Below are 24,752 nucleotides of genomic sequence, written 5' to 3'. Positions count from 1 at the left end.
ATCCTATCAAGTAGGGGGTAATAACAAATGGCAAAAAAGATGCCGGAAATCGGCGATTATAAATACGGGTTCTCGGATAAGGACGTTTCTATTTTCCGTTCTGAAAGAGGATTAACAAAAGAAATTGTAGAAGAAATTTCTCGCATGAAAGATGAGCCACAGTGGATGCTTGACTTCCGCTTAAAATCACTTGAGCATTTTTACAGCATGCCAATGCCACAGTGGGGCGGCGATATGTCTAGCCTGAACTTTGATGAAATTACGTACTATGTAAAGCCTTCAGAGAAGTCAGAGCGCTCTTGGGATGAGGTTCCTGAAGAGATTAAACAAACGTTTGATAAGCTTGGTATTCCAGAAGCGGAGCAAAAATACCTAGCTGGTGTATCTGCTCAGTACGAATCTGAAGTTGTATATCACAACATGAAAGAAGACCTTGAAGCACAAGGAATCGTATTTAAAGACACAGATACTGCATTAAAAGAAAACGAAGAGATTTTCCGTGAGCACTGGGCGAAAGTAATTCCGCCAACTGACAACAAATTTGCTGCGTTAAACTCAGCTGTTTGGTCTGGTGGTTCATTTATCTACGTCCCAAAAGGTATCAAAGTAGATACGCCACTTCAAGCATACTTCCGTATTAACTCTGAGAACATGGGTCAATTCGAACGTACGCTAATCATCGTAGATGAAGGTGCACACGTACACTACGTAGAAGGCTGTACAGCGCCGGTTTATACTACAAACTCTCTGCACAGTGCTGTTGTAGAAATCATCATTAAAAAAGACGCATACTGCCGTTATACAACGATTCAAAACTGGGCGAATAACGTATACAACCTAGTAACGAAGCGAGCTGTATGTGAAGCGAATGCAACAATGGAATGGGTTGATGGAAACATCGGTTCTAAATTAACAATGAAATACCCAGCTGTTATCCTAAAAGGTGAAGGCGCACGTGGTATGACATTATCCATTGCATTAGCTGGTAAAGGCCAACACCAAGATGCGGGTGCGAAAATGATTCACTTAGCACCAAATACGTCTTCTACAATTGTTTCGAAATCTATTTCGAAGCAAGGCGGTAAAGTAACGTACCGTGGTATCGTTCACTTTGGTCGCAAAGCTGAAGGTGCTCGTTCAAACATCGAGTGTGATACGTTAATTATGGATAATCAATCAACATCTGATACAATTCCATACAACGAAATTTACAACGATAACATCTCTTTAGAGCACGAAGCGAAAGTTTCAAAAGTATCTGAAGAGCAGTTATTCTATCTAATGAGCCGCGGTATTTCTGAAGAAGAAGCAACAGAAATGATCGTAATGGGCTTCATCGAACCATTTACAAAAGAACTTCCAATGGAGTATGCGGTAGAAATGAACCGTCTAATCAAGTTCGAAATGGAAGGATCTATCGGGTAATAAATGATTTTTTTAAACTCGCTTGTATATACAAGCGAGTTTTTTTGATGAGTTTGTATTAAAATAATAGGTGCACAGTTTGATACATATTGGAGGGATTTTGTGATATACGTAGGCGTAACAGGGTGGGGAGATCATTCATCTTTATATGAAACGGGCGTGCCTGCGCGAGATAAGCTCGCTGTATACGCAGGTCACTTTCCAACAGTTGAAGTAGATGCATCTTTTTATGCTATTCAGCCTAAAACAACGGTCGAAAAGTGGGTAGCAGATACCCCCGATTCGTTTCAATTCGTTGTCAAAGCTTATCAGGGTATGACAGGGCATATGCGGAATGAAATACCGTTTGATAGCAAAGACGAGATGTTTGATGCATTTATGGATTCTGTGACTCCTTACGTAAAAGCGAATAAACTTGCAATGATTTTGTTCCAAATGCCGCCCTGGTTTAATTGTACGAAAGAAAATGTTAATTATTTGCGATACAGCCGTGAAAAATTCGGTGATTTACCCGTTACGTTAGAGTTTCGTAACCAGTCTTGGTTTACGCCACAGTGGCATGATAAGACACTTATGTTTATGGAAAAAGAGAAATGGATTCACAGCATTTGTGATGAGCCACAAGCAGGTGAAGGGTCTGTGCCGACCGTTTTACATCCTACGAGTGCTGAGAAAACGCTGATTCGATTTCATGGTCGAAACGTTCACGGTTGGAATAAAAGTGGAGACCCTAACTGGCGTAAAATTCGCTTTTTGTATCGTTATAATCACCAAGAATTACTTGAATGGAAGCATCGTATTGAAGAATTAAAGCAGCAGACGAAAGATATTTACATCGTTTTTAACAACAATTCGGGCGGAGACGCGGTTGATAATGCTAAGGAATTAATTCATTTGCTGGACATTCGGTATACCGATTTGGCACCTAAACAGTTAAATTTATTTGATTGACTGCTAAAACAGATTGATGAGCGCATACCGTCTTAAACAATTAAGTTAGAAATAAAGTATGTGCTTTCTTGTATAATTATAAAAAAACGCCCTAAAGCTCACTCTTTTTGAAAATCATCATACCTTGATTAAGAAAGGAGTGGGGAATTTGATTACATTAGAACCTGTTGTTATTAATGGTCATACGTTCAATGCGGTTACCGTACTGCTTCCAAAAACAACGCTTTTAACAGTCTCTTCCGATAAAGGATATATTATGTGTGGAGCATTAGACGTTGGCCTTTTAAATGAAAAGCTGGTCAGTAGACAAATCATTGCCGGAAGAGCAGTTGGCGTTCGAACAATTGAAGATCTTTTAAATGCACCTTTAGAGTCTGTTACTGTGGAAGCAGAAAGTTTAGGCATTCATCCAGGTATGATAGGGCGCGAAGCTTTATTAAAAATGGTATAGTTAGGAATAAAGTCCTTTATATTCAAATTTTGTCTAAAAGGATTCAATGGAGAGGTAGTAAATGCTCTACCTCTTTTATAGCGATTATAAAATAATAGATAGTTAGGGAGTTACTATGAAATTAGTTGCAATTCAATCATTGAGCCCAGGTGCATGTTTAGCAAAACCAATATTAGATGAAGCAGGAAAAACGCTAATTAATACAGGCATACCTTTGACAGAGACTATTATTAATCGTTTACAGCAGCGAGGTGTTACGTTTGTATACATAGGTGATAAACGAACAAATGATATTGTTGTAAATTCTACTTCTACCATCCCATTTTCACTTCGGAAAAAGGCAATGGAATCAGTGGAAGATGTCTTTCACTCTCTTCAAAAAAAGCATGAAAAAACGCGTGTTGCACTTTTAGAACAATCGGTTCGTGAAGTACATAAGGTTGGCAATCAATTAGTAGATGAGATTATGAATAATAATGATGTATTGTCATTGTTAACGGATGTATATATATACGATAACTATGTATTTTCTCATTCTGTGAACGTGACGCTTTATGCCCTTTCACTCGGAAAAGAAATAGGATTAACTCAGCCTGTTCTAGAGAAGCTAGGTGCAGGAGCTATGCTACATGATGTAGGGAAAATGTTAATTCCCCAAGATATTCTAAACAAGCCCGGAAGATTAACGGATGAAGAATTTAAGTTAATGAAAAAGCATACTACATACGGGTACGAATTATTGCGAAGTACTCCTAATGTCTCTGCGCTCTCCGCCTCTTGCGCATATCAGCATCATGAAAGATTGGATGGATCAGGGTATCCATTAGGAATTAAAGAAGAGCGAATTCATTTATTTAGTAAAATTATCGCAATTGCGGATGTGTACGATGCCGTGACGTCAAATCGCGTGTATAGAAGCGCTCTTCTCCCTCACGAGGGGCTAGAGATTTTGTATGCGGGTGCAGGAAGTCAGTTTGATAAAGATATGATTAGCGCTTTCAGAAGGGCAATTGCTGTTTATCCTATTGGTCTTTTTGTAACGCTGAATGACCAAAGAAAAGGCATAGTAAGCAAGCAAAATAAAGGCCTAAGTGATCGACCTTACATTCTTATTCAAGAAGAAGGAGGCAGGGTTTTAGATAAACCTTATGAAATTGATTTAAAAGAAAGTCCTACATTAATAATTATCAGCAACGATTTAAAACAAACATAGAAAACTTTTAGAAAATAGCGTTAGCCCTCCTTGTTTATGCATACATATAGCTTGTAAGGAGGGATTTTTTTGATTAGGGTTCGCCGAAGAGTATTGAAAAAGGGACCTATACCATTTCGCTATGTTGTACTACTAACAATTGTTTTTTTTCTGCTTTCTACTGGAGCAGGAATATGGTTAATTAATAGAGGAATTGAACCAACCTTAATGAAATATGCAGAAGCCCAGACTAAAGAGATTGCAACGCTTGTTATTAATAAGGCCGTTAATAAACAAGTGGTAGACCAACTTGATGTGAACGATATTATTAAGACAGAAAGTACGCCGGATGGGCAGGTAGCCAAGATTGATACGGCAGTCGTAAATCGTATTAGAGCTCAAACGACATCTTTAGTCCAGGCTAATTTACGAGAAGCTGAAAAAGGAAATTTAGAAGAATTAGAGATTCCAACGGATATTAATATTGAACCAGATGAAAAGCTCAGGCAGCGAGGAATTGTCTATCAAGTTCCATTAGGGCAAGCTACAAACAATGCCTTACTAGGAAATCTAGGACCTTTAATCCCGGTTAAATTTCATGCAATTGGTGATGTGCAATCAGACGTTGTACGGAAAATAGAGGAATACGGAATTAACGGTGCTTTTTTAGAAATTTCAATTGAAGTTCAGGTTAACGTTCAGGTGATTATTCCCTTTGCTACAAAACAGACAACCGTTCAAGCGACAGTGCCTGTAGGGATGGCGATGATTCCAGGGAACGTACCGGATTATTTTAACGGTGGCACTAACTCAGCCTCTCCATCTATTGAACTAAAGAAGAAATAGCCGGTTGATAACTTTATACTTTACCGATATAATGTACTAGATATAATTATATACCATCACCTTATCAGATCGATGAGGTAGAGGATGCAAAAAGTATGAGTATACTATGTGAGGATGACAACTATGATCATAGTAAAAAGGATTTTTTGCCGAAGGAAAGAAAAAGAGTCAGCTTTTCTTTTCTGGGGTTACCTTGAAAAAGGGTAACACTGTCATTATGAAAATACGCTTGTTTTCATGATGGAGGGCTACTGATCGTGATGGAGGATAACATAACATTACAAAGAGTAATGATAGTTATTTTCTATCATTGCTCTTTTTTGCGTTTTTTTCTTTATAAGTAGTCCTCCTAGATTTAAACAGGCTTATATTAGGAGGATATCATGGAAGGAACTATTTTTTCGTTATTACCACCATTGATTGCCATATTAATGGTTGTTTTAACACGTAAAGTACTGCTTTCCCTAGGAGTAGGGATTTTAGCAGGTGGATTAGTGTTAACGGAGTTTTCAGTTGGAGAAACGATTCAAAAGATTTGGGGAAGCTTTGCTACAATTTTCTACGCGGACGGCGCACTTAATACTTCAAATCTATTCATTTTGCTTTTCCTTTTAATTTTAGGTGTTATTACGGCTTTTATCTCAATCATTGGAGGAAGCCGTGCTTTTGGAGAATGGGCTTTACAACGTATTAAAACGCGTCGTGGAGCTCATCTATTAACAGCTGTGTTAGGAATTATTATCTTTATTGATGATTATTTTAATGCACTAGCTGTTGGACAAGTAAGTCGCCCGGTAACAGATCGACAGCGGGTATCAAGAGCGAAGCTTGCTTATTTAATTGATTCAACTTCAGCTCCGGTATGTGTGATTGCACCGTTCTCAAGTTGGGGTGCCTATATTATTACGGTTGTAGGTTCAATTCTAGCTGCGCACGGGATGAGTAATGTATCAGCATTTTCAGCATTTGTACAGATGATACCGATGAATTTTTATGTATTTACCGCATTAATTATGGTATTCGTGGTGAGTGTTTTTGATATTAACATTGGACCAATGAAAAAACACGAAGAGCGTGCGATTCGTACTGGAGAAGTAACGGACCCAGAAAAAGGTGCAGTACCAGGAGAGTTAAAAGAAGATTTACCAGTTAGTGAAAATGGTCGTGTATTCGATTTGATCTTACCAATTATTGTATTGATGATTGGGACAATTGGTGCGATGTTATGGACAGGCTATCAAGCAACTGAAGGTCAAGCTACAATCTTTACAATGTTTGAGAATACGAATGTACCTAATTCATTAATGATTGGTGGTTTATCAGGCCTTGTTGTAACGCTAGTATTATTTATCGCACGTACGAGACAATCGAATGAACTGTCTAATTCGGTGCTTGGTAAGGGCATAGTAGCAGGAATCAAATCGATGCTACCCGCTATTTATATTTTGCTGCTTGCTTGGATGATTGGAGATTTGATTGGTCAGTTGAAATCAGGAGAATTCTTAGCAGGAATTGTGGAGAGTTCTAATTTAAATATTGCCTTCTTACCAGTGGTACTATTTATTATTGCTGGCATCATGGCGTTTTCAACAGGGACATCGTGGGGAACGTTTGGTATTATGCTTCCAATTGCAGGTGACATTGTAGGAAACATTGAACCAGAATTATTATTACCAGCTCTTGCGGCTGTATTAGCTGGTTCAGTTTGCGGAGATCACTGTTCACCAATTTCTGATACAACAATCTTGTCATCAACTGGAGCAGGAAGTCATCATATTGATCACGTAATGACACAGCTTCCTTATGCAATTATTTCAGCTGTAATTAGCATCATTGGTTATATTGTACTTGGTTTAACAGAAAGTACAGCTGCAGGATTTGGAACAATAATGGTTTTATTAGTGGTATTTGTCTTAGTAACTCGTAAAAAGGGGAACATAACAGAGACATCATTAGAAAAATAGAAGAATAAAGATAGAGCAGATGCGCTTCACAACGTCTGCTCTATTTTTAATTGTTTAATTATCAAAATTTTCTATAAAAAATATTTTGACATACTATAGCATAATAGCTATAATTCTTCGTAAGATAGTTCTAAAGACAGACTATGCTAAATTGTCAGAAAGTTTAAATAACTTTTTGGGTTATGACAGAGATAAAAGAAAAGAGAGAGTGTAAGGGGGAAACTATGATGGAAAATCGTCCTCAATGGGGTACGAGAGCAGGTTTTATCATGGCAGCAGCAGGTTCTGCAATTGGATTAGGAAATATTTGGAGGTTTCCGGCGACTGCCTATGAAAACGGTGGAGGTGCATTTTTCTTACCATACTTATTTGCGTTATTAACAGCAGGTATTCCAATCTTAATCATGGAGTTTGCAATTGGACATAAGTATAGAGGATCATCGCCATTATCGCTAGCGAGACTAAATAAAAAAGCAGAATGGCTAGGCTGGTGGCAAGTTGGTATTTCATTTATTATTGCAGTTTACTATGCAGCGATTATTGCATGGGCCATGTCTTACTTTATCTTTTCGCTAAAGCTAAGCTGGGGTCAAGATACTGAAGGGTTTTTATTCGGTGACTATTTGAAATTAGCTGAGGTTCCTGGTCAAACGGGAAGCATTGTACCAGGTGTCCTAATACCGCTTATTTTAGTTTGGGTAATAGCTTTAGGTGTCTTACTAAAAGGTATTAAAAAAGGAATTGAAGCAGCAAACAAAATTTTCTTACCAACATTAATTGTTTTATTCTTTATCATTGTGCTTCGCGCTATTACATTAGATGGTGCAATGGAAGGGTTGAATGCATTCTTTAAGCCAGACTGGAGCGCTATTGCAGATGGAAAAGTTTGGGTGGCGGCTTATGGTCAAATCTTCTTCAGTTTATCTGTTGGTTTTGCCATTATGATTACTTATTCTAGCTATTTACCAAAGAAATCAGATTTAACAAATAATGCTTTTATCACTGGCTTTGGTAACTCAGCATTTGAATTACTAGCCGGTATTGGTGTATTTAGTGCTTTAGGGTTTATGGCAATGCAGCAAGGTGTGAGCATTGATGAAGTAGTAGCAGGTGGAGTAGGATTAGCATTTGTTGTATTCCCTCAAATTATTAACGAGTTTCCGGCGTTTAATCAGCTGTTCGGATTACTTTTCTTTGGATCGTTAACATTGGCTGGTTTAACATCACTTATTTCCATTATTGAAACATTTGTAGCGGGGGTACAAGATAAATTTAACGTATCTCGTACGAAATCTGTCTTAATGGGTGGGGGCTTAGCTTCTATCATTTCATTATTATTTGCTACTCAAGGAGGGTTATACTTCCTAGATGTAATGGATTATTTTATCAATAACTTTGGTGTTGCTTTAGCCGGTTTAGTTGAAATTATCTTAGTGGCTTGGGTATTCCGTGAACTAAACAATCTACAAAAACATGCAAACAGCGTATCTGACATTATGCTTGGTGCTTGGTGGAAAATTTGCTTAAGCGTAATCACACCAGCTGTTCTTGGATACATGATGTTTGATAATGTGAGAACTAATATTTCAGAAAATTACGAAGGTTATGCGACGAGTTTCATTGTTCCATTTGGTTGGGGAGTTGCAGGTTTGGTGATTGTTGTTGGGATTCTATTATCATTTAAAAGTTGGAAGAAAGAATCATTATCTTCTGTGAAGGAGGATACAACGTATGGAAAGTAATTCAGTAATTATGATGATTGCAGGAATGATTATCATCTGGGGCGGTTTAGCAGCAAGTATTATTCATGCAGTGAAGAAATCAAAGGAAAGTAAAGCGTAAAAAAGAGTGCTTAGAACATTGTTCTAAGCACTCTTTTTATATTAAATAAACGTTTGTTTAAATCGTACATTACTTTTTCTTTTGACGATCAATTCTTTCCCATGACCGAAGCTGCGGATAAGGGTCAAAAGACCATTCGTTTCGACCGTTATCTTTGTACATACCGTAATGTAAATGAGGTGGAAATTTCCCAGATGTACCTGGAGGCCCGTATCCTGAACTACCAACACCACCGATGACCATACCTGGTTCTACAATCTGTCCCGTTTTTAAATCTTTAGCAAATCCACTTAAATGTGCTAGGTAGTGATAATTATTATTCAGGTCTCGAATTCCAATACGCCAGCCACCATATTTATTCCAACCTTTTAGTTCGATTATACCATAGCAAGGAGACTTGACTGGAACGCCATAGTCAGCGAAAATATCAGTTCCTTCATGAATTCTTCTTCCGCCCCATCCACGAGCGTCACCCCAAGTGCTGCGATAGCTATAGTTTGATCGAATCGGCACTGGAAACGAGGTTCCTTTTAAGTCAATACGACCATAGGTCTTAAAGAGCTTGGCGTTCCCAAGGATAATATCAACCGCTTTAGCTCGATGATAATAACTCCATAGCGCAATTTTAATATAATCCTCGCTTGTTCCAAAAGTTTGAATATAATTAGCCATTGTAAAAAGCATGTCTTCATCATTTAACTGATCAGCTTTCCCATCGCCGTTTCCGTCTTTTCCTAAACCACCTAATAACGAAATGGTTGAGGGGTTTTGGTCATTAAGCTTTGGATTTAAAGAACCCGCCCATTTTTCTGGAGAGTAATAAATAGCAATTGCACCTTTTTCTCTTGGAATATCCTTATGAGAGCGACGGACGTTTCGTTCATATTGATCAATTCCAGCAAAGTAATACCAAGGTATTGATGACACAGCCTCCATCTGCTGATATAATTCCATGCGCTTCGTATTTAAAGCTGCTTCATCTTCGGTAGAAAGTGGCGCAGCCTGAGATGAAATCGTACATGAAAAGCATAGTGAAAAAAATAACAGAAAAAGCACATATTTTTTCAATGGGCTTCCTCCTTCCTAATTAAGTTATAGTATTAGTTTGTGAAACGATGAAAAATTTAATAAATAATAATTAATGGAAATAAAATGATGTTAAGGTTATATGAACAATAAATAAAGCGCTATCATTTGCGGTTATTAAAGGATAAAGAGTAGAGATAAATAAGTGCAGAGCGCTTGTCGAATCGCTCTTTTGTATGATAAAGTGACATGTAGTGTATTTTTTATTTGACAATTTAACAATCAGCATATAGGTTACAGACATTTTCTAGATTGATGGAGTTGATACTAATGGCAACAAAGGAAGAGTATGTCCGCAAACCCGAGTGGCTAAAAATTAAGCTAAACACAAACGAGAACTACACGGACTTAAAGAAAATGATGCGTGAAAAAAATCTGAATACGGTATGTGAAGAAGCAAAATGCCCTAATATTCATGAGTGTTGGGCAGTTCGTCGTACGGCTACCTTTATGATTTTAGGTCAAGTTTGTACACGTGCGTGTCGCTTCTGTGCTGTGAAAACAGGCTTACCAACAGAGTTAGATTTGGAAGAGCCAGAACGCGTAGCAGATTCAGTTCAGCTAATGAACTTAAAGCACGCTGTTATTACGGTAGTTGCGCGTGACGATCTAAAAGACGGTGGAGCAGGTGTACTAGCAGAGACAATTCGCGCTATTCGCCGTAAAAATCCATTTACGACAATCGAAGTATTACCTTCAGATATGGGTGGAGTAGAAGAGAACCTCCGCATGGTAATGGATGCTCGCCCTGATATTTTAAACCATAACATTGAAACAGTACGCGAATTAACGCCTCGTGTGCGTGCAAGAGCTACATACGAGCGTTCATTAGAATTTTTACGTCGTGCAAAAGAAATGCAACCAGATATTCCTACAAAATCGAGCATTATGATTGGGCTTGGAGAAACAAAAGAGCAAATCATTGAAACGATGGATGACCTGCGAGCAAATAATGTAGATATCATGACAATCGGTCAATATTTACAGCCGACAAAGAAACATATTAAAGTTCAGAAGTACTATCACCCAAGTGAATTCGAAGAGCTTAGAGAAATTGCTTTAACTAAAGGATTTAGCCACGTTGAAGCTGGTCCACTTGTGCGTTCTTCTTACCATGCGGATGAACAAGTAAATGCTGCTTCAAAGCAAAAGCAAAATAACGGGTAATGAAAAAGGCGGTGTTTCCATCGCCTTTTTTCCTTTTTTATTTCATCTTTTCATCTGTTACATGTTCATTCAATTCGTTTTTTCCCTCGCCGTTTGCATTCTCACCATCGTTCATCTTACGACCTTGAGGAGATTTAAGCATTTCTTTAATGGTTAAATGAATGGACTCTTCCACAGACTTGTCTTTCGTATTTGCTTCACTGAAGCGTTCGATATCTTGAATGTGCTGTGGGTTATCTGATACGTATACGTGATAATAACGGGGCATAATAGACATTGCTGTCCGTTTTACTTGATCAGCGGTAGCATTTCGATCTTTTGTGTCTGTTTTATACGCGATTAGCACGTCTTCATCTGTCACAAGCGTAGCTACGTCATTCACATTTGGAATGGCTGAACTAAGTTTACTAATTGAATCAGCTGCTTCCTCACGGTCAAGTGTAGCAATGTTTTGTGCCTTTTCAGTATCGTTAGCAACAGGTGATTTTTGATAACGTACGTACCCATAATCGGTATCGTTATCCTTTTCTTTGTTATATAAATCGTTATGATCAGCTACATTAATAGCATTTGGATTATTAGGTGATAGTGCTTCATTATCTGTTTCGCCCCCTGCCTGACAACCTGATAATGCAACCATTGTTAACATGCCGCAATAAATTAAATATTTTTTCACTGTAAACGACCTCCCTATCTATAGGTTGCGGCGATTGGTTAAAAAATTGCCTGTAAATTGCTGGTTTTCATGTTTTTTAATCAAACGATTGTTTAGAAAAAAATTTCAAAATGTGGTATGGTAATTTTGAAGAGAAGAGGTGAAACAATGATTTGTGTTAATAATGTTTGCTATGAAGTAATCAAAGAAGAACGAGAAGGGTTTGATGAGGAAGCTTTTCGAAGTCGATATATTGATGTGCTTAGTCGCTACGACTATATATTAGGCGATTGGGGCTATAATCAGCTGCGTTTAAAAGGTTTTTTTGATGACCGTAATCAAAAAGCTACATATGATACAAAAATAAGTACAATTCAAGATTATTTACACGAATATTGTAATTTTGGCTGTGCGTATTTTGTACTGAAAAAAGTAAATAAATAAAAAAGGTCAGCAGAAGATGTACTTTCTTTCCGCTGCCTTTCTCATTAAATGACCTCGTATAAGAACTCTCTAAGTTCTTGACCATCTTCTTCTGAAAGCTTAAATATGTGCTCTAAATAATTTGGTTCCTCTAAATCATCTGAGCCAATAATAGCAAAGCGTCCCCCTTGAATATCTAAGACAAGATGCTTGCCATAATAGCGATCAGACTGAATGATAGCAAGGTCAAACCGTTGATTTTCACCCATAAAGCTAACAAATCGAGTTTTTGTATTCACTACATCATCATATAAATAAAAGCGTTCGCTCATTCTCTTGCTCCTTCCTTCTTTCCATACTTTTATCATATCAAATGAAAAAAGAAAAGTGGGGAGAAGCCTGCTAGAAAATTTTATAAGCGAAGCGTTAGGAGGAAACATCATGTACTTTGTAGATCGTCAAAAGATTGAACATATACTACGTTTTTATGAGCAGCACCTAGTTGTTTTTTCTGAACAATCTAAGTGGGAAAGTACTATCGAGAAAAAAGCGTTAGAAAGAGTTGTTCACCTCTTAATTGAAAACGTTTTAGATGTCGGTAATGCAATGATTGATGGATTCATTATGAGAGATCCTGGAAGCTATGATGATATCATTGATATTCTTATGGATGAGAAGGTAGTAGAAACTTCGGAAGAACAGGGCTTAAAAGCAGTAATTAATTTGCGAAAAGTCCTTGTACAAGATTATTTAGATGTTAAACATGATGAAGTGATACATGTTGTTCAAGAGAACAAAGAGGTTTTAAGTCAATTCCCAACTCGAATTCGTACATATCTAGAAAATGAATTAGGACCTGTTTCAGCTTTCCGTAATTAGCGTGAAAGAACTGTGAGCTGATTTGTGATTTTAGGAAAAATAAGCTATTATCGCATTGTAACTCTATCTGCTTTCTTATAATAAAGAAGGCGTTTTTATTATCGAATGAATTAGTAGGAGGCAGCTATGAAGCAATATAAAGGCTATTTAATTGATTTAGATGGAACGATGTATAAAGGAACAGAATTAATTGCAGAAGCGCGTGATTTCGTCATTGCATTAAAAGAAAAAGGTATTCCGTATTTATTTGTTACGAATAATTCAACAAAAAGACCTGCTCAAGTAGCAGAAAAGCTTGAAAGCTTCGGAATTCCCACAACAGAAGATCAAGTGTTTACAACAAGCCAAGCAACGGCTAATTATTTGCATGACCGTAAACCCAACGGTACAGTATATGTAATTGGTGCAGAAGGGATTCGCCATGCGCTTACTGAAAAAGGGTTCACAATTCAAGATGAAGATACGGACTTTGTAGTCGTTGGCTTAGATCAAGAAATTACATATGAGAAGCTAGCAAAAGCTTGTTTAAACGTCCGTAACGGTGCATTTTTTGTGTCGACAAATGGCGATATTGCACTTCCAACAGAAAGAGGCTTACTTCCAGGAAACGGTTCTATAACGTCGGTTGTTTCGGTTTCTACTCAAACACAACCAGTCTTCATTGGAAAGCCAGAAAGTATTATTATGGAGCAAGCGTTAGAGGTAATTGGAACACCGAAAGAAGACACTCTTATGGTAGGCGATTATTATGATACAGATATTTTAGCTGGAATGAAAGCAGGATTAGATACTTTATTAGTTCATACTGGGGTAACAACAAAAGAGCTACTTAAGGGGTATGATAAGCAGCCAACTTATGCTGTTGATTCCCTAAAAGAATGGATGGATAAAATATAATGAATGAAAAGAGAGTGATTCAAATTGAACCACTCTCTTTTTTTATTCAACATTTTCAGCTCGATGTGCCAGACGACTCGAGGCAGCTGCAGCAATAGCACCAACAATATCATCAAGGAATGTGTGACATTTTCCAGACGATTTATCGTTTAATTCTTCCAGTATCCCTGGCTTTTGCTTATCAATATATCCATAGTTTGTAAAGCCGATTGAGCCATACACGTTTACGATGGATAAGGCTAAGATTTCATCTATGCCATACAAGCCTTCGTCCTTTTCTAAAATTGATAAGAGCGGCTCTTCAACCTGTTTCTTTTCCGTTAAAATATCCAGTTGAATACCTGTAAGAATTGCATTCTGTACTTCGCGTTTTGAGATGACGCGCTCGACATTGTACTCACATTCTTGAATGTTTAAATTGGGGTGGTATTTCTTTTGTAGATAAAAAACAAGATCAGCAATATCTCTTACTGTGACACCACGTTTTGTTAGCCACGCTCTTGCTGTTTTTTCCATTTCACTTTGCTCGTGTTTTTTCTCCAAGTATCATCACCTAATTTCTTTTTATTTTTTAATGCTTAAAGGAATACAGAAGCATATGTTTAGAAGTAAATCATGTACTTCACGATTTGGTGAGCATATCATTACATCTTCTAGTATGACTCACTCGGAGGAAATCATAATAAATTGTGTAATTCTAATCTATTCGATTGCGCATAAATATTATGACAAGTATTGAATTTCTTTATGGGAAAACTTTGATCAATGAAATGAGGGGATGTACGTGAAGCAAGCAATTTATGAAGGCTATGGTTTACACCCTGATGAATTGTTGACTTTGGGCGCTTATCAAGCCTTCCAATATCGAGACATCTTGTATACGATTATTCATTTAAATCAAGTGGAAGAAGATGAGCTGAACGAGTTGTATCAAATGAGTCAGTTTCTCATGAGCCAAGGTGACCGTTATATCTCTACATTTATGCCAAATCTAGAAGGAAATATGATTACAGAATCAGATGATTTAAAGTTTATGATTTGCCGATCGATAGCCGCACCGCGAAATGAACAGTTTGTCATTGGTTCAGAGCTAGCAGAATTTCATCAGCGCGGTCGAATGTTTCCTTATGAAGTTGAACATTCAAAACGGTTAGGTCAATGGAAATCATTGTGGGAAAAGCGGTTAGATCAAATGGAAGAGTTTTGGTATGGACGATTGAGAGCTTTGCCTAATCAAGAAGTTGAAAAGAAATTTCTCGAAAGCTTTCCATACTATCTAGGGCTAGCAGAGAATGCCATTCAGTATTTAGTGGATACAGAGATTGATGATTTGCCAAGAGCAGTAGACTCAGCTACAATTTGTCATCACCGATTTGGACAGACGACTTGGGGAAGCCAGTATATCTATAAACTCCCAGTGGATTGGGTCTTTGATCATCCCAGCAGAGACTTAGCAGAGTATATTCGTGAACAATATTTATCATCCTATGAGCTAAATCCACATCAGTTGCATTACTTTTTAAGTGAATACGAACGTATTAACCCACTCTCATCATTTTCGTGGCGTCTTCTATATGCGAGACTGTTGTTCCCTGTGCATTATTTTGAAGTGGTAGAAGGATATTATAGTGTTCAAAGCGAAGAACAAAAGCAAGGCTATTATAAGCAGCTAGAAGCTGTCTTAGATCACTCATCCCATTATGAGCGATTTTTAAAGCAGTTTTATCAATCCGTTGGAATTTCTACTTCACGGTACCATATACCAGAAGTAGGGTGGTTATCAAGCGGTGTTTAAGTGGTATAAGTAGAGTAAAGACATATAAAGATAATGCGACGTGACGCCTATTGCGGTAAACAATAAGGCGTCATGTTATGTAATTAAAAATCAATGAGGTGATAGATAATGGACAAGCCGTTTATTTTTATTACGAGGAATATACCGGAGAAGTTCGTGGAGCCACTACGCGTAGTGGCTGAAGTAGAGATGTGGCATTCAGAAGAAGACCCGGTACCTCATGATGTACTCACTGAAAAAGCAAAAAAAGCTCATGGGCTTTTAACGGTTTTATCTGATAGAGTAGATGAAGAATTATTAAAGGAAGCCACTAATTTAAAAGTAATTGCGAATCTAGCTGTGGGGTTTGATAATATTGATATCCAAGCAGCGACAAAGCGTCAAATCTATGTTTGTAATACGCCTGATGTGCTTTCAGATACCACAGCAGATTTAGCTATGACGCTTCTTATGACAACGGCTAGAAATATTTTAGAGGCTTCAGCACATATTAAAGAAAATAAGTGGACAAGCTGGAGCCCATATTTGTTAGCTGGTCGAGATATTCATCATAAAACGCTTGGAATTGTTGGGATGGGAAAGATTGGTGAAGTGCTAGCGAAGAGAGCAGCAGGTTTTGATATGAATATCCTTTATCACAATCGTTCTCGAAATGAACAAGCTGAAAGCAAGTTACCTGTTACATATGCATCAATGGATGATGTATTAGAGAAGTCTGACTTTGTTGTGTGCTTAACACCTTTAACAAAACAAACTGAAAATATGTTTAATGAGGAAGCATTCAAAAAGATGAAGAAATCTGCGATGTTTATTAACGTTTCTCGGGGTGATGTAGTGGACGAAGCCGCTTTGTTAAAAGCGTTGAATGAAGAGGAGATTGCAGCAGCAGGACTGGATGTCTTTGTGAATGAACCAATTGATGGTTCACACCCGTTAGCCATGCACCCAAAAGTAGTGGCACTACCTCACATTGGAAGTGCGACGGTAGAAACACGCACAAGTATGATTAAATTAGCGGTACAAAACATAGAAGCTGTTTTAGCAGGGCATTTCCCATCTACCATCATTAATAGAGAGCTTGTGCCTCAAGGTTAAAGAATAAAAGCATTTCTTTTATAGAAATGCTTTTTGTATGTTAAAAAACAAGAAAATACGTGTTATGATAAGGAAATGAAATATTTAAAAAATTTAAATTTGTCTTTTTATTCAACGAATAAAGAGATAAATTTAAAGTAAAGTCTTGTAAAAAAGAAAAATAGGGTCTATAATGTCCACTATAAGAAAACAAATGTATACGTGAAGAGAACATAGAGGTGAATAATATGACAAAAAGTATTTCAGTAGGATTATTAGGGTTAGGAACGGTTGGTAGTGGAGTAGTTAAAATTATTGAAAATCACCAGGATAAGTTAAGTCACCAAGTTGGCTGTCCGGTAACGGTTAAAAAAGTGGTAGTTAAAAATATTGATAAAGTTAGAGATGTAGAGATTAGTAGTGAGAAATTATCAACAAACGTAGAGGATGTCATTCATAACCCAGATGTAGATGTTGTTATTGAGGTTATGGGTGGCGTTGAGGAAACAAGAGACTATATTTTAACGGCTCTTCGTAATAAAAAGCACGTTGTAACAGCAAATAAAGATTTGATGGCAGTTTACGGTTCTGAGTTATTAACGGTTGCATCAGAAAATGGCTGCGATTTATTTTATGAAGCAAGTGTTGCTGGAGGAATTCCGATTCTTCGTGGACTTGCAGATGGTTTAGCTTCAGATCGTATTACAAAAATGATGGGAATTGTAAATGGTACAACAAACTTTATCTTAACAAAGATGACAAAAGAAGGAAGCGCATATGAAGAAGTGCTAAAAGAAGCACAAGAACTAGGTTATGCAGAAGCAGACCCTACTTCTGATGTTGGAGGCTTGGATGCAGCAAGAAAAATGGCGATTCTAGCTACGCTTGGTTTCTCAATGAAAATTGATCTTGATGATGTGCAGGTTCAAGGTATTACGGAAGTAACGGAAGAAGATTTACAATATAGTAAACAATTAGGATATACAGTGAAATTAATTGGATACGCGCATCGAGACGGAGACAACGTCGAAGTAAGTGTTCAGCCAACGTTATTAGCGGATACACATCCATTAGCATCAGTTAGCGATGAGTACAATGCGGTTTATGTGTATGGAGAAGCGGTTGGAGAAACAATGTTTTATGGTCCTGGAGCGGGTAGTTTACCGACAGCAACTGCAGTTGTATCGGATCTTGTGGGCGTGATGAAAAACTTGAGATTAGGGGTCAATGGAAAGAGTGCCGTAACGCCTCAATTCCCAAAACAGTTGAAAACAGAAGACCAAAAGTTTTCTAAACACTTCTTACGTATTCACGTAAAAGATCAGGTAGGCGCATTTGCCAAATTAACAACATTATTTTCTGAACGCGGCGTAAGCTTTGAAAAAATTATTCAATTACCGGTTACAGGAAGCGAACTTGCAGAGATCGTTGTTGTAACACATAAAACATCTCAAAAAGACTATGAAGAAATTTTACAACAATTAAGAGACTTACCAATCGTTGAAAACGTAAAAAGCAGTTATCGAGTAGAGGGAGTTGGCATCGTATAATGTGGAAAGGTTTATTACACCAATATAAAGAGTTCTTGCCAGTAACAGAAGAAACACCAATGTTAACACTACATGAAGGAAATACGCCGCTTATTCATCTTCCATATTTATCGGAAGAACTTGGCATTAACTTGCATGTAAAAGTAGAAGGTTTAAACCCTACAGGTTCATTTAAAGACCGAGGTATGGTCATGGCCGTTGCAAAAGCAAAAGAAGAAGGAAGTAACACAGTCATTTGTGCATCTACTGGTAATACGTCTGCAGCAGCAGCAGCTTATGCGTCACGTGCAGGCATGCGCTGTATCGTTGTTATTCCAAACGGAAAAATTGCAATGGGTAAGCTCGCTCAAGCTGTTATGTACGGAGCAGAAATTGTAGCAATTGAAGGAAACTTTGATCAAGCACTTTCAATGGTTCGAAAACTTAGTGAAACAGCACCTGTATCTCTTGTAAACTCTGTGAACCCTTACCGAATTGAGGGGCAAAAAACCGCAGCTTTTGAAATCTGTGAACAGTTAGGAAAAGCACCTGACGTTTTAGCAATTCCTGTTGGGAACGCCGGGAATATTACAGCATATTGGAAAGGTTTCAAAGAGTATAATGAGCGTAATCAGAGCGGTCTGCCTCTTATGCACGGTTTTGAAGCTGAAGGAGCAGCAGCAATCGTTCGAAACGAAGTAATTGAAAATCCAGAGACAATTGCAACAGCAATTCGTATCGGTAATCCAGCAAGCTGGGATTATGCGGTAAATGCAGCTAATGAATCAAAAGGCAAAATTGATGAAGTGACGGATGAGCAAATTTTAGATGCATATCGCTTAATTGCTAGAAGAGAAGGTGTTTTTGCAGAGCCTGGGTCTTGTGCATCAATCGCTGGTGTAATAAAAGACGTAAAATCAGGGAAAATTGCCAAAGGTTCAACAGTAGTAGCAGTGCTAACTGGAAATGGATTAAAAGATCCGAACGTAGCAATTGACGCACATGATGTTAAGCCAGTTGTATTGCCAAATGAAGAAGAAAAAGTGTTTGAATATATTGAAGGTGTTGTCGCTTCATGTTAACTTTTGACCGCTTTAAAATCACAGTGCCAGCGAGCTCTGCTAATTTAGGGCCCGGGTTTGATTCCATTGGAATCGCTCTTGGGCGCTACTTGATTTTAACAGTGGAGCCAGCTGAACAGTGGGTATTTGTACCAAAGACAGCTGATGTTGAAGGAATACCAACAGGCAAGGACAACTTAATGTATCAGGTTGCCGAAGATGTAGCAAAGCAATATGAAGTAACTCTTCCAGCAGCAAAAGTGTATGTCTCAAGCGATATACCGTTAGCTAGGGGGCTTGGAAGCAGTGCTTCTGCAATTGTTGCAGGTATTGAACTTGCTAATCAGCTTGCTAAGCTTAATTTATCGCAAAAAGACAAGCTGCGAATTAGCAGCCTAATGGAAGGTCACCCGGATAACGTAAGTCCTTCTATTTATGGAGGCGTCGTGATTGGATATCATCATGAAGATGAAACGTATATCAATCATATTCCCAACTTACAAGCTGAAGTAATAATGATTATTCCGAGATACGAATTAAAAACAGCTGATGCCCGTAATGCTTTGCCGAAGGTAATTGATTATCGAACAGCAGTAGAAGCCGGAGCAATTGGGAATATGCTTGTGTCTGCACTGATGAATCGTGATTTTGAAGCGGTAGGAACATTTATGGAAAAAGATTTATACCATGAGCTTTATCGAACAAAATTGGTACCAGAGCTAGCCATTGCGAGAGTAGAAGCTAAAAGGTTAGGAGCTTACGGAACAGTGCTGAGCGGAGCGGGGCCAAGTGTATTATGCTTAGCACCTATTGGAAAAGGAAAAGACATTGCTAAGCATTTAGCTATAAAATTATCTCATTGTGAAGTTGACGTAGTAGGTATTGATACAAAAGGTGTATATGTAGACGCTCAGGTCGTAACAAACTAAAGCAAAAACCCTCAAGCATCGCTTGAGGGTTTGTTATATAAGGGATCATTAGAAAACTTGTTCAACTTCTACAACACCAGGTACTTCTTCTAAAAGAGCACGTTCAATACCTGCTTTTAGCGTGATTGTTGAACTTGGGCAGCTGCCACAAGCGCCTAGAAGACGTAATTTTACAATGCCATCTTCAACGTCGACTAATTCACAATCTCCACCATCGCGAAGTAAAAATGGACGAAGCTTATCTAATACTTCTTGTACTTGTTCATGCATTTCCATTTCAGCCATGATTATCGACTCCTTTCCTTCTCTAGTTACATTATAAACGCTCTTACATAAAAAATCTATTCAAGAATCTTTGATTACGTTCGTTCAACTTGAAAAACGATGTTCTTTAAATAGTTTTTGTGTACAATAAAGATAAGATAGAGTGGAAGCTTTCTTTATTGAAAGAGCCATAGCATGGGAATAGGGGGAACAAATATGGAAAAAAACAACGTTGAGATTTGTGTATATGGAGCAGAAATTATTTGTGCAAGCTGCGTGAATTTACCATCTTCAAAAGACACACAGGAGTGGCTTGAGGCGGCGCTTAGTCGAAAATACCCGAATGAATCATTTAACATACGTTATATCGATATTTATAACCCACCTGTGGATGAAAAAGAGAAACAGGAGTTCTCGCAAAAAGTAATTGATGAAGATTTGTTTTATCCAGTTATTCTAATTAACAATGAGATTGTTGGAGAAGGGAATCCAAAGCTAAAGCGTATTTTTGAAGAATTAGAGAAATATGGATTTGTGTCTGCATAAAAAAACGCCTTTTAGGCGTTTTTTTATTAACCGTTATGGTATTTATACATCCATAAAATACCTGACTTTAATAAGCGAGCAACTCGACCCGTAATTGCGCGATCGTTTACTAATCCGAATCCGTGTTTTTTTCCTAAAGAGCCTAATACGCCTTTAAGTTTAATCGTTGGTAACTCAGTAGGTAGCTCTTCATTCTTCCATCGTGCTGTTAACACTTGAACAATCTGCTCTGCTTGCCCCTCAGCTAGTTGAGCACTAGGAGCATGTGGTAAGCTAGCACAGTCTCCCAATACATAGACATTCTCATTGTTAGGCAGATTATGATATTTTGTTAAGACTACGCGACCCTGAGTGTCTTTCTCAACGTTTAAATCCCTAACGACCTTGTTTGGTTGAATGCCGGCTGTCCACACAATCGCATCGCTTTTAATTGGTTCATCATGATTGTATAGAGTATTCTGTTCTACTCTCGTGATATTGGCGTTGTTCACAATTTCAATACCGTTAGAAGTGAACCAGTCTTGAACATAATTGCTCAAACGTTCTGGGAATGAAGATAAAATTAATTTTCCTCTATCGAATAGCATGATATTTAAATCAGAACGGCTTTCTTTTAACTCACTAGCTAATTCAACACCGCTAAGACCAGCTCCGACAATCGATACGGTTGCATGAGCAGGTAAATTGTTTAACGCTTGATATGTAGCGCGAGAAGCATCGATTGTTTGAATGCTGTATGTATGCTCCGGTGCGCCCGGCACGCCGTGATATTTATCTTCACACCCTAGTCCGATAATTAGATCATCATAATGGAGGACTTCGTTGTCTTCAAGGTGAACTTGGTTATTTTCAAGATCAATGTTTGTAATGAAGCCATAGCGAATAGATAAACGAGGATGCTCTGGGAAAGAAACGCGAACGTGCTGATCTGAAATGGTTCCAGCCGCTAACGCGTAGAATTCAGTCTTTAATGAGTGATAAGGTGCTTTATCAACCAATGTTACATGTACATCCTCTGGCAGTTGATTTGGAAAAAGTCGCTGTAGGACACGCATACCACCATATCCTCCACCGAGTATCACAAGGTTCTTCATCTGGATTTCCCCTTTACGTTTAGACATTTTATTCTCTCTATACTAATTGAATTGCTTAAAACATATAGGCATACAAAACGAAACCGATACGTCAATCGCATTCGATTTTGCATAGCATATTTTACTTAAATAATAATTTAATATAACCTGTTTTGTTTGTATTCACATAAAAGTATAACTAAATTGAATAAAAACCACAATATGTTTCAACATAATTTCCTTATCAGCATGCAGTTTGGATATTTGACGTCTTTTTAAAAACAAGGTAGGATAAACAATTAGTAGAGAGGTGAGAATAGTGATTCAACCAATTATTGAATTTTGTATCAGCAATTTAGCTAGCGGTTCTCAGCTTGCGTTGGAAGAGTTAGAAAAAGATCCGAATTTAGATATTGTTGAGTATGGATGTTTGGGTTATTGTGGAAAGTGTGCACGGTCTCCTTTTGCTTTAGTAAACGGGGATGTTGTAGCTGCTGACACACCAGAAGAATTAGTAGCAGCTATCTACACACATTTGGAAGAGAACCCAATGTTTTAATATAGAGTAAAAGTAGAAGCGGTAATGCCTATAGGCATTACCGCTTCTGTTTTGCTATGATATGCTACGAATCTCATGCCATCTTTCTTTAGTTCGCTCAAATGTTTTGCGATCGGGATGATTTTTATGTTTATAGATAATTTCTGAAAAATAGAGAAGCGCCTGCTGCTGAAACCCAAGCCGATAGTTTAGTTCTCCTATAATATATAACAATCGAACTTCGTTACTGTTAGAAGGGAACGTTTCTTCTAAATATGCTGTGGTGTAGCACTTTAATGCATGTAAAGCGAAAGCTCTCTCTTGTTGGATGTCATCAAGCAGTCGGTATAGCCAGCTTACTCGTAGCGTGAGGCTTGCGAGTACAGATGACTTTTCTTTTTTTATGTTGGCACAATAAATAGCCAGCTTGTAAGCATTTATTGCTTGTTGCAACGTTCGTTCTTGATCATATGGCTGGTAGCTCCAATTTTTTGTGACCTTTTCCTTAACTTGGTTTGCACTACCTGGAGGAAAAAGTCTTGAGAATTGTTCTGTACTCGCATATCCACACTTTGGACAGATTACGACATCATATATGATAGGGTGCAACTTTGGGTTTTCATAATAAATAAAAAAATCAGTATCGTATCTTTGAGCCTTTAAAAAGCGAGATCGGACTTTTTTAGAATAAAAGCTGTGGCTACACAAAGCACAAGCGATTTTTTTATCATAAAGAGGATGTAGGGTTTCCAATTCATTTCCTCCTTTTGAAGTTCAATGATTCTTTATAACTATATTATACACTTTTTGTTTCGTGTTTTGGGTCTTTTGTAGTGTTTGTGATAGAAAAATAAAAACTCCTTAACCATTTTGGCTAAAGAGTTGGGAAACGGGGGATGTTCTTATTGTTTCCTACATTGAATGATTTTATACTAAGACCATACTAAAAAATAATGGGTGATTAAATGAAAAAATTTGCTTTTACAAAAATGCACGCGCTTGGAAATAATTATATCTACGTCAATCTATTTGAAGAGCATATTGCGGAAGAAGATTTAGCTTCTGTTGCTATTAAGGTATCAAACGTCTATACGGGCATCGGGTCAGATGGGATGATTCTAATTTGTCCTTCTACTAAAGGGAATGTTAAAATGCGCGTATTTAACAACGATGGTTCAGAAGCAAAAAATTGTGGGAATGGCTTAAGATGTGTAGCTAAGTATGCATATGAGCATAATTTAGTAGAAACAGAAGAGTTTACAATTGAAACATTATCAGGTCTTGTCCATGCGACTGTTCATTTGCAGGATAAAAAAGTAAATGAAGTAACAATTGATATGGGGAAACCAAAATTAAAGCCAGCTGAAGTTCCAATGCTTGGATTTGAAGGTAACAGCATCGTGTCAGAGAAAATGGAGTTCGGTGGCGAAGAGCTTATAGGTACAGCTGTATCGATGGGAAATCCTCATGTTGTATTTTATGTAGAAAATATTGAAAAAGCACCTCTTCATACATTAGGACCAGTGGTTGAAAAGGATCCACGTTTTCCGGAAGGTGTAAATGTTGAATTTGTAGAGATTATGAATGAATCAGAAATGCATTTTCGCGTTTGGGAAAGAGGTTCAGGTGTAACGCAAGCTTGTGGAACCGGTGCATGTGCAGCAGTTGTTTCTTCTGTTTTAAATAATCTTACGCAAAAAAATACTCCCACAATTGTTCACTTGGCGGGTGGAGACTTAACCATTACATGGAAAGAAAATAACCATGTACTAATGAAAGGTCCAGCAGTTGTTATTTGTGATGGCGTTTATTACTATTAAGAACTGAAAGCAGAGTAGTTGTTCATCATGTACTCACAGCGTATACTTATAGGTAAAAGGAGGTCATCTAACTATGAGTCAAGATATCCTAGAAATTACAGAAGCGGCTAGCTTTCAAATAAAAGATATGATGAAAGAACATGAAGAAGAGAATGCTTACCTTCGCGTAACGATTAACGGAGGAGGCTGTTCAGGTTTATCATACGGAATGGGCTTCGCACACGAAGTTAGTGAAGACGATATGCAGTTTGAGCAACATGGCATTCAAATTCTTGTTGATAAAGAAAGTGTGCCGATTTTAAAAGGAGTTAAGATTGATTATAAGCAGTCTATGCTTGGTGGAGG

At 37.7% G+C, this 24,752-nt stretch carries 28 protein-coding genes and 1 riboswitch; of the genes, 21 read left to right on the top strand and 7 right to left on the bottom strand.

From position 1 onward, the window contains the following. The first annotated feature begins 27 nt into the window (after positions 1 to 27). The 8 genes from sufB (at position 28) to BFL01S_RS19875 (ending at position 8,671) form a co-directional block, all read left to right on the top strand. On the top strand, positions 28 to 1,425 hold the full coding sequence (sufB, locus tag BFL01S_RS05240; RefSeq protein WP_025909431.1) for a Fe-S cluster assembly protein SufB: 1,398 nt from the start codon (positions 28 to 30) through the stop codon (positions 1,423 to 1,425). Between the two features lie 102 nt (positions 1,426 to 1,527). Beyond that, positions 1,528 to 2,376, top strand: a complete 849-nt coding sequence (locus BFL01S_RS05235; protein WP_061785057.1) for a DUF72 domain-containing protein — start codon at positions 1,528 to 1,530, stop codon at positions 2,374 to 2,376. A 148-nt stretch (positions 2,377 to 2,524) separates the two neighbouring features. After that, entirely contained in the window at positions 2,525 to 2,827 is a 303-nt protein-coding gene (locus BFL01S_RS05230) for a YunC family protein (protein ID WP_025909429.1), read from the top strand. A gap of 115 nt (positions 2,828 to 2,942) precedes the next feature. After that, positions 2,943 to 4,040: an HD-GYP domain-containing protein gene (locus BFL01S_RS05225; protein WP_025909428.1), complete on the top strand. Its 1,098-nt coding sequence runs from the start codon at positions 2,943 to 2,945 to the stop codon at positions 4,038 to 4,040. Between the two features lie 69 nt (positions 4,041 to 4,109). Beyond that, complete coding sequence (gene yunB / locus BFL01S_RS05220) at positions 4,110 to 4,865, top strand: sporulation protein YunB (protein WP_025909427.1); 756 nt, start codon at positions 4,110 to 4,112, stop codon at positions 4,863 to 4,865. A gap of 70 nt (positions 4,866 to 4,935) precedes the next feature. After that, positions 4,936 to 5,124: riboswitch (Lysine riboswitch) on the top strand. Positions 5,125 to 5,248: 124 nt separating this feature from the next. Beyond that, a complete protein-coding gene (locus tag BFL01S_RS05215; RefSeq protein WP_061785056.1) occupies positions 5,249 to 6,829 on the top strand; it encodes a Na+/H+ antiporter NhaC family protein in 1,581 nt (526 codons plus the stop codon). Positions 6,830 to 7,056: 227 nt separating this feature from the next. After that, the gene (locus BFL01S_RS05210) at positions 7,057 to 8,571 is read left to right on the top strand and encodes a sodium-dependent transporter (protein WP_061785055.1); all 1,515 of its coding nucleotides are present in this window, start codon (positions 7,057 to 7,059) and stop codon (positions 8,569 to 8,571) included. Beyond that, a complete protein-coding gene (locus BFL01S_RS19875; protein WP_076512338.1) occupies positions 8,561 to 8,671 on the top strand; it encodes a methionine/alanine import family NSS transporter small subunit in 111 nt (36 codons plus the stop codon). Before BFL01S_RS05210 ends, BFL01S_RS19875 begins: the two co-directional genes overlap by 11 nt. Before the next feature lie 69 nt (positions 8,672 to 8,740). On the opposite strand, the gene BFL01S_RS05205 is transcribed toward BFL01S_RS19875, so the two are convergent. Further along, a complete protein-coding gene (locus tag BFL01S_RS05205; protein WP_235859202.1) occupies positions 8,741 to 9,685 on the bottom strand; it encodes a M23 family metallopeptidase in 945 nt (314 codons plus the stop codon). A 342-nt stretch (positions 9,686 to 10,027) separates the two neighbouring features. Between BFL01S_RS05205 and lipA the strand changes: the two genes are divergently transcribed. Further along, positions 10,028 to 10,924, top strand: a complete 897-nt coding sequence (gene lipA / locus BFL01S_RS05200; protein ID WP_025909423.1) for a lipoyl synthase — start codon at positions 10,028 to 10,030, stop codon at positions 10,922 to 10,924. A 37-nt stretch (positions 10,925 to 10,961) separates the two neighbouring features. On the opposite strand, the gene BFL01S_RS05195 is transcribed toward lipA, so the two are convergent. Next, positions 10,962 to 11,600 carry a YhcN/YlaJ family sporulation lipoprotein gene (locus BFL01S_RS05195; protein WP_412762056.1) on the bottom strand — a complete coding sequence of 213 codons (639 nt, stop codon included), beginning with the start codon at positions 11,598 to 11,600 and terminating at the stop codon, positions 10,962 to 10,964. Between the two features lie 147 nt (positions 11,601 to 11,747). Between BFL01S_RS05195 and BFL01S_RS05190 the strand changes: the two genes are divergently transcribed. Then, positions 11,748 to 12,023: a YutD family protein gene (locus BFL01S_RS05190; RefSeq protein ID WP_025909421.1), complete on the top strand. Its 276-nt coding sequence runs from the start codon at positions 11,748 to 11,750 to the stop codon at positions 12,021 to 12,023. A gap of 44 nt (positions 12,024 to 12,067) precedes the next feature. Here the strand turns inward: BFL01S_RS05190 and BFL01S_RS05185 are convergent, their stop codons facing one another. Continuing rightward, on the bottom strand, positions 12,068 to 12,334 hold the full coding sequence (locus BFL01S_RS05185; protein ID WP_025909420.1) for a DUF3055 domain-containing protein: 267 nt from the start codon (positions 12,332 to 12,334) through the stop codon (positions 12,068 to 12,070). A gap of 109 nt (positions 12,335 to 12,443) precedes the next feature. Between BFL01S_RS05185 and BFL01S_RS05180 the strand changes: the two genes are divergently transcribed. Both BFL01S_RS05180 and nucF read left to right on the top strand, forming a co-directional pair. After that, positions 12,444 to 12,881 (top strand): DUF86 domain-containing protein, encoded by a 438-nt coding sequence (locus tag BFL01S_RS05180; RefSeq protein ID WP_025909419.1) that lies wholly within the window; start codon positions 12,444 to 12,446, stop codon positions 12,879 to 12,881. A gap of 126 nt (positions 12,882 to 13,007) precedes the next feature. Beyond that, the gene (gene nucF / locus BFL01S_RS05175; RefSeq protein ID WP_025909418.1) at positions 13,008 to 13,778 is read left to right on the top strand and encodes a 5' nucleotidase NucF; all 771 of its coding nucleotides are present in this window, start codon (positions 13,008 to 13,010) and stop codon (positions 13,776 to 13,778) included. A 42-nt stretch (positions 13,779 to 13,820) separates the two neighbouring features. Here the strand turns inward: nucF and BFL01S_RS05170 are convergent, their stop codons facing one another. Further along, positions 13,821 to 14,294, bottom strand: coding sequence for a phosphatidylglycerophosphatase A family protein (locus BFL01S_RS05170; protein WP_076512354.1), 474 nt, complete (start codon positions 14,292 to 14,294; stop codon positions 13,821 to 13,823). Positions 14,295 to 14,562: 268 nt separating this feature from the next. On the opposite strand from BFL01S_RS05170, the gene yutH reads away from it, so the two are divergent. From yutH to thrB, 5 genes are all read left to right on the top strand, one after another. Beyond that, on the top strand, positions 14,563 to 15,573 hold the full coding sequence (yutH, locus tag BFL01S_RS05165; RefSeq protein WP_025909416.1) for a spore coat putative kinase YutH: 1,011 nt from the start codon (positions 14,563 to 14,565) through the stop codon (positions 15,571 to 15,573). Between the two features lie 108 nt (positions 15,574 to 15,681). Beyond that, positions 15,682 to 16,668 carry a 2-hydroxyacid dehydrogenase gene (locus BFL01S_RS05160; protein WP_025909415.1) on the top strand — a complete coding sequence of 329 codons (987 nt, stop codon included), beginning with the start codon at positions 15,682 to 15,684 and terminating at the stop codon, positions 16,666 to 16,668. Positions 16,669 to 16,895: 227 nt separating this feature from the next. After that, on the top strand, positions 16,896 to 18,197 hold the full coding sequence (locus tag BFL01S_RS05155; RefSeq protein ID WP_025909414.1) for a homoserine dehydrogenase: 1,302 nt from the start codon (positions 16,896 to 16,898) through the stop codon (positions 18,195 to 18,197). Next, positions 18,197 to 19,258, top strand: a complete 1,062-nt coding sequence (gene thrC, locus BFL01S_RS05150; protein WP_025909413.1) for a threonine synthase — start codon at positions 18,197 to 18,199, stop codon at positions 19,256 to 19,258. Before BFL01S_RS05155 ends, thrC begins: the two co-directional genes overlap by 1 nt. Beyond that, positions 19,252 to 20,166, top strand: a complete 915-nt coding sequence (gene thrB, locus BFL01S_RS05145; protein ID WP_061785054.1) for a homoserine kinase — start codon at positions 19,252 to 19,254, stop codon at positions 20,164 to 20,166. The genes thrC and thrB overlap by 7 nt, the downstream gene beginning before the upstream one ends. 48 nt (positions 20,167 to 20,214) lie before the next feature. Here the strand turns inward: thrB and BFL01S_RS05140 are convergent, their stop codons facing one another. Further along, complete coding sequence (locus BFL01S_RS05140) at positions 20,215 to 20,451, bottom strand: NifU family protein (RefSeq protein WP_025909412.1); 237 nt, start codon at positions 20,449 to 20,451, stop codon at positions 20,215 to 20,217. A 195-nt stretch (positions 20,452 to 20,646) separates the two neighbouring features. Here BFL01S_RS05140 and BFL01S_RS05135 point away from each other — a divergent pair, with 195 nt between their 5' ends. Further along, positions 20,647 to 20,976, top strand: coding sequence for a YuzD family protein (locus tag BFL01S_RS05135; RefSeq protein WP_025909411.1), 330 nt, complete (start codon positions 20,647 to 20,649; stop codon positions 20,974 to 20,976). A 26-nt stretch (positions 20,977 to 21,002) separates the two neighbouring features. Here BFL01S_RS05135 and BFL01S_RS05130 read toward each other — a convergent pair whose 3' ends face one another. Next, the gene (locus tag BFL01S_RS05130; protein WP_025909410.1) at positions 21,003 to 22,070 is read right to left on the bottom strand and encodes an NAD(P)/FAD-dependent oxidoreductase; all 1,068 of its coding nucleotides are present in this window, start codon (positions 22,068 to 22,070) and stop codon (positions 21,003 to 21,005) included. 298 nt (positions 22,071 to 22,368) lie between these two features. On the opposite strand from BFL01S_RS05130, the gene BFL01S_RS05125 reads away from it, so the two are divergent. Then, positions 22,369 to 22,608, top strand: a complete 240-nt coding sequence (locus BFL01S_RS05125; RefSeq protein WP_025909409.1) for a YuzB family protein — start codon at positions 22,369 to 22,371, stop codon at positions 22,606 to 22,608. A gap of 54 nt (positions 22,609 to 22,662) precedes the next feature. Here the strand turns inward: BFL01S_RS05125 and BFL01S_RS05120 are convergent, their stop codons facing one another. Continuing rightward, a complete protein-coding gene (locus tag BFL01S_RS05120) occupies positions 22,663 to 23,340 on the bottom strand; it encodes a DUF2225 domain-containing protein (RefSeq protein ID WP_061785053.1) in 678 nt (225 codons plus the stop codon). 212 nt (positions 23,341 to 23,552) lie between these two features. Here BFL01S_RS05120 and dapF point away from each other — a divergent pair, with 212 nt between their 5' ends. After that, positions 23,553 to 24,407, top strand: coding sequence for a diaminopimelate epimerase (gene dapF, locus BFL01S_RS05115; RefSeq protein WP_025909408.1), 855 nt, complete (start codon positions 23,553 to 23,555; stop codon positions 24,405 to 24,407). Between the two features lie 73 nt (positions 24,408 to 24,480). Next, the coding region (locus BFL01S_RS05110; protein WP_061785052.1) for a HesB/IscA family protein at positions 24,481 to 24,752 on the top strand (272 nt) is incomplete at its 3' end.

The organism is Priestia flexa NBRC 15715 (assembly GCF_001591565.1).
Lineage (GTDB): Bacteria > Bacillota > Bacilli > Bacillales > Bacillaceae_H > Priestia > Priestia flexa.
Note: the sequence above shows the minus strand (reverse complement) of the source record. Positions and strands in the feature narration are given on the sequence as shown.

Coding starts and splice junctions, on each gene's coding strand:
- sufB (WP_025909431.1), top strand. CDS start 28: ATGGCAAAAAAGATGCCGGAAATCGGCGATTATAAATACGGGTTCTCG.
- BFL01S_RS05225 (WP_025909428.1), top strand. CDS start 2,943: ATGAAATTAGTTGCAATTCAATCATTGAGCCCAGGTGCATGTTTAGCA.
- BFL01S_RS05215 (WP_061785056.1), top strand. CDS start 5,249: ATGGAAGGAACTATTTTTTCGTTATTACCACCATTGATTGCCATATTA.
- BFL01S_RS05210 (WP_061785055.1), top strand. CDS start 7,057: ATGGAAAATCGTCCTCAATGGGGTACGAGAGCAGGTTTTATCATGGCA.
- BFL01S_RS19875 (WP_076512338.1), top strand. CDS start 8,561: ATGGAAAGTAATTCAGTAATTATGATGATTGCAGGAATGATTATCATC.
- lipA (WP_025909423.1), top strand. CDS start 10,028: ATGGCAACAAAGGAAGAGTATGTCCGCAAACCCGAGTGGCTAAAAATT.
- BFL01S_RS05190 (WP_025909421.1), top strand. CDS start 11,748: ATGATTTGTGTTAATAATGTTTGCTATGAAGTAATCAAAGAAGAACGA.
- BFL01S_RS05185 (WP_025909420.1), bottom strand. CDS start 12,334: ATGAGCGAACGCTTTTATTTATATGATGATGTAGTGAATACAAAAACT.
- BFL01S_RS05180 (WP_025909419.1), top strand. CDS start 12,444: ATGTACTTTGTAGATCGTCAAAAGATTGAACATATACTACGTTTTTAT.
- nucF (WP_025909418.1), top strand. CDS start 13,008: ATGAAGCAATATAAAGGCTATTTAATTGATTTAGATGGAACGATGTAT.
- BFL01S_RS05170 (WP_076512354.1), bottom strand. CDS start 14,294: ATGGAAAAAACAGCAAGAGCGTGGCTAACAAAACGTGGTGTCACAGTA.
- BFL01S_RS05160 (WP_025909415.1), top strand. CDS start 15,682: ATGGACAAGCCGTTTATTTTTATTACGAGGAATATACCGGAGAAGTTC.
- BFL01S_RS05155 (WP_025909414.1), top strand. CDS start 16,896: ATGACAAAAAGTATTTCAGTAGGATTATTAGGGTTAGGAACGGTTGGT.
- thrC (WP_025909413.1), top strand. CDS start 18,197: ATGTGGAAAGGTTTATTACACCAATATAAAGAGTTCTTGCCAGTAACA.
- thrB (WP_061785054.1), top strand. CDS start 19,252: ATGTTAACTTTTGACCGCTTTAAAATCACAGTGCCAGCGAGCTCTGCT.
- BFL01S_RS05140 (WP_025909412.1), bottom strand. CDS start 20,451: ATGGCTGAAATGGAAATGCATGAACAAGTACAAGAAGTATTAGATAAG.
- BFL01S_RS05135 (WP_025909411.1), top strand. CDS start 20,647: ATGGAAAAAAACAACGTTGAGATTTGTGTATATGGAGCAGAAATTATT.
- BFL01S_RS05130 (WP_025909410.1), bottom strand. CDS start 22,070: ATGAAGAACCTTGTGATACTCGGTGGAGGATATGGTGGTATGCGTGTC.
- dapF (WP_025909408.1), top strand. CDS start 23,553: ATGAAAAAATTTGCTTTTACAAAAATGCACGCGCTTGGAAATAATTAT.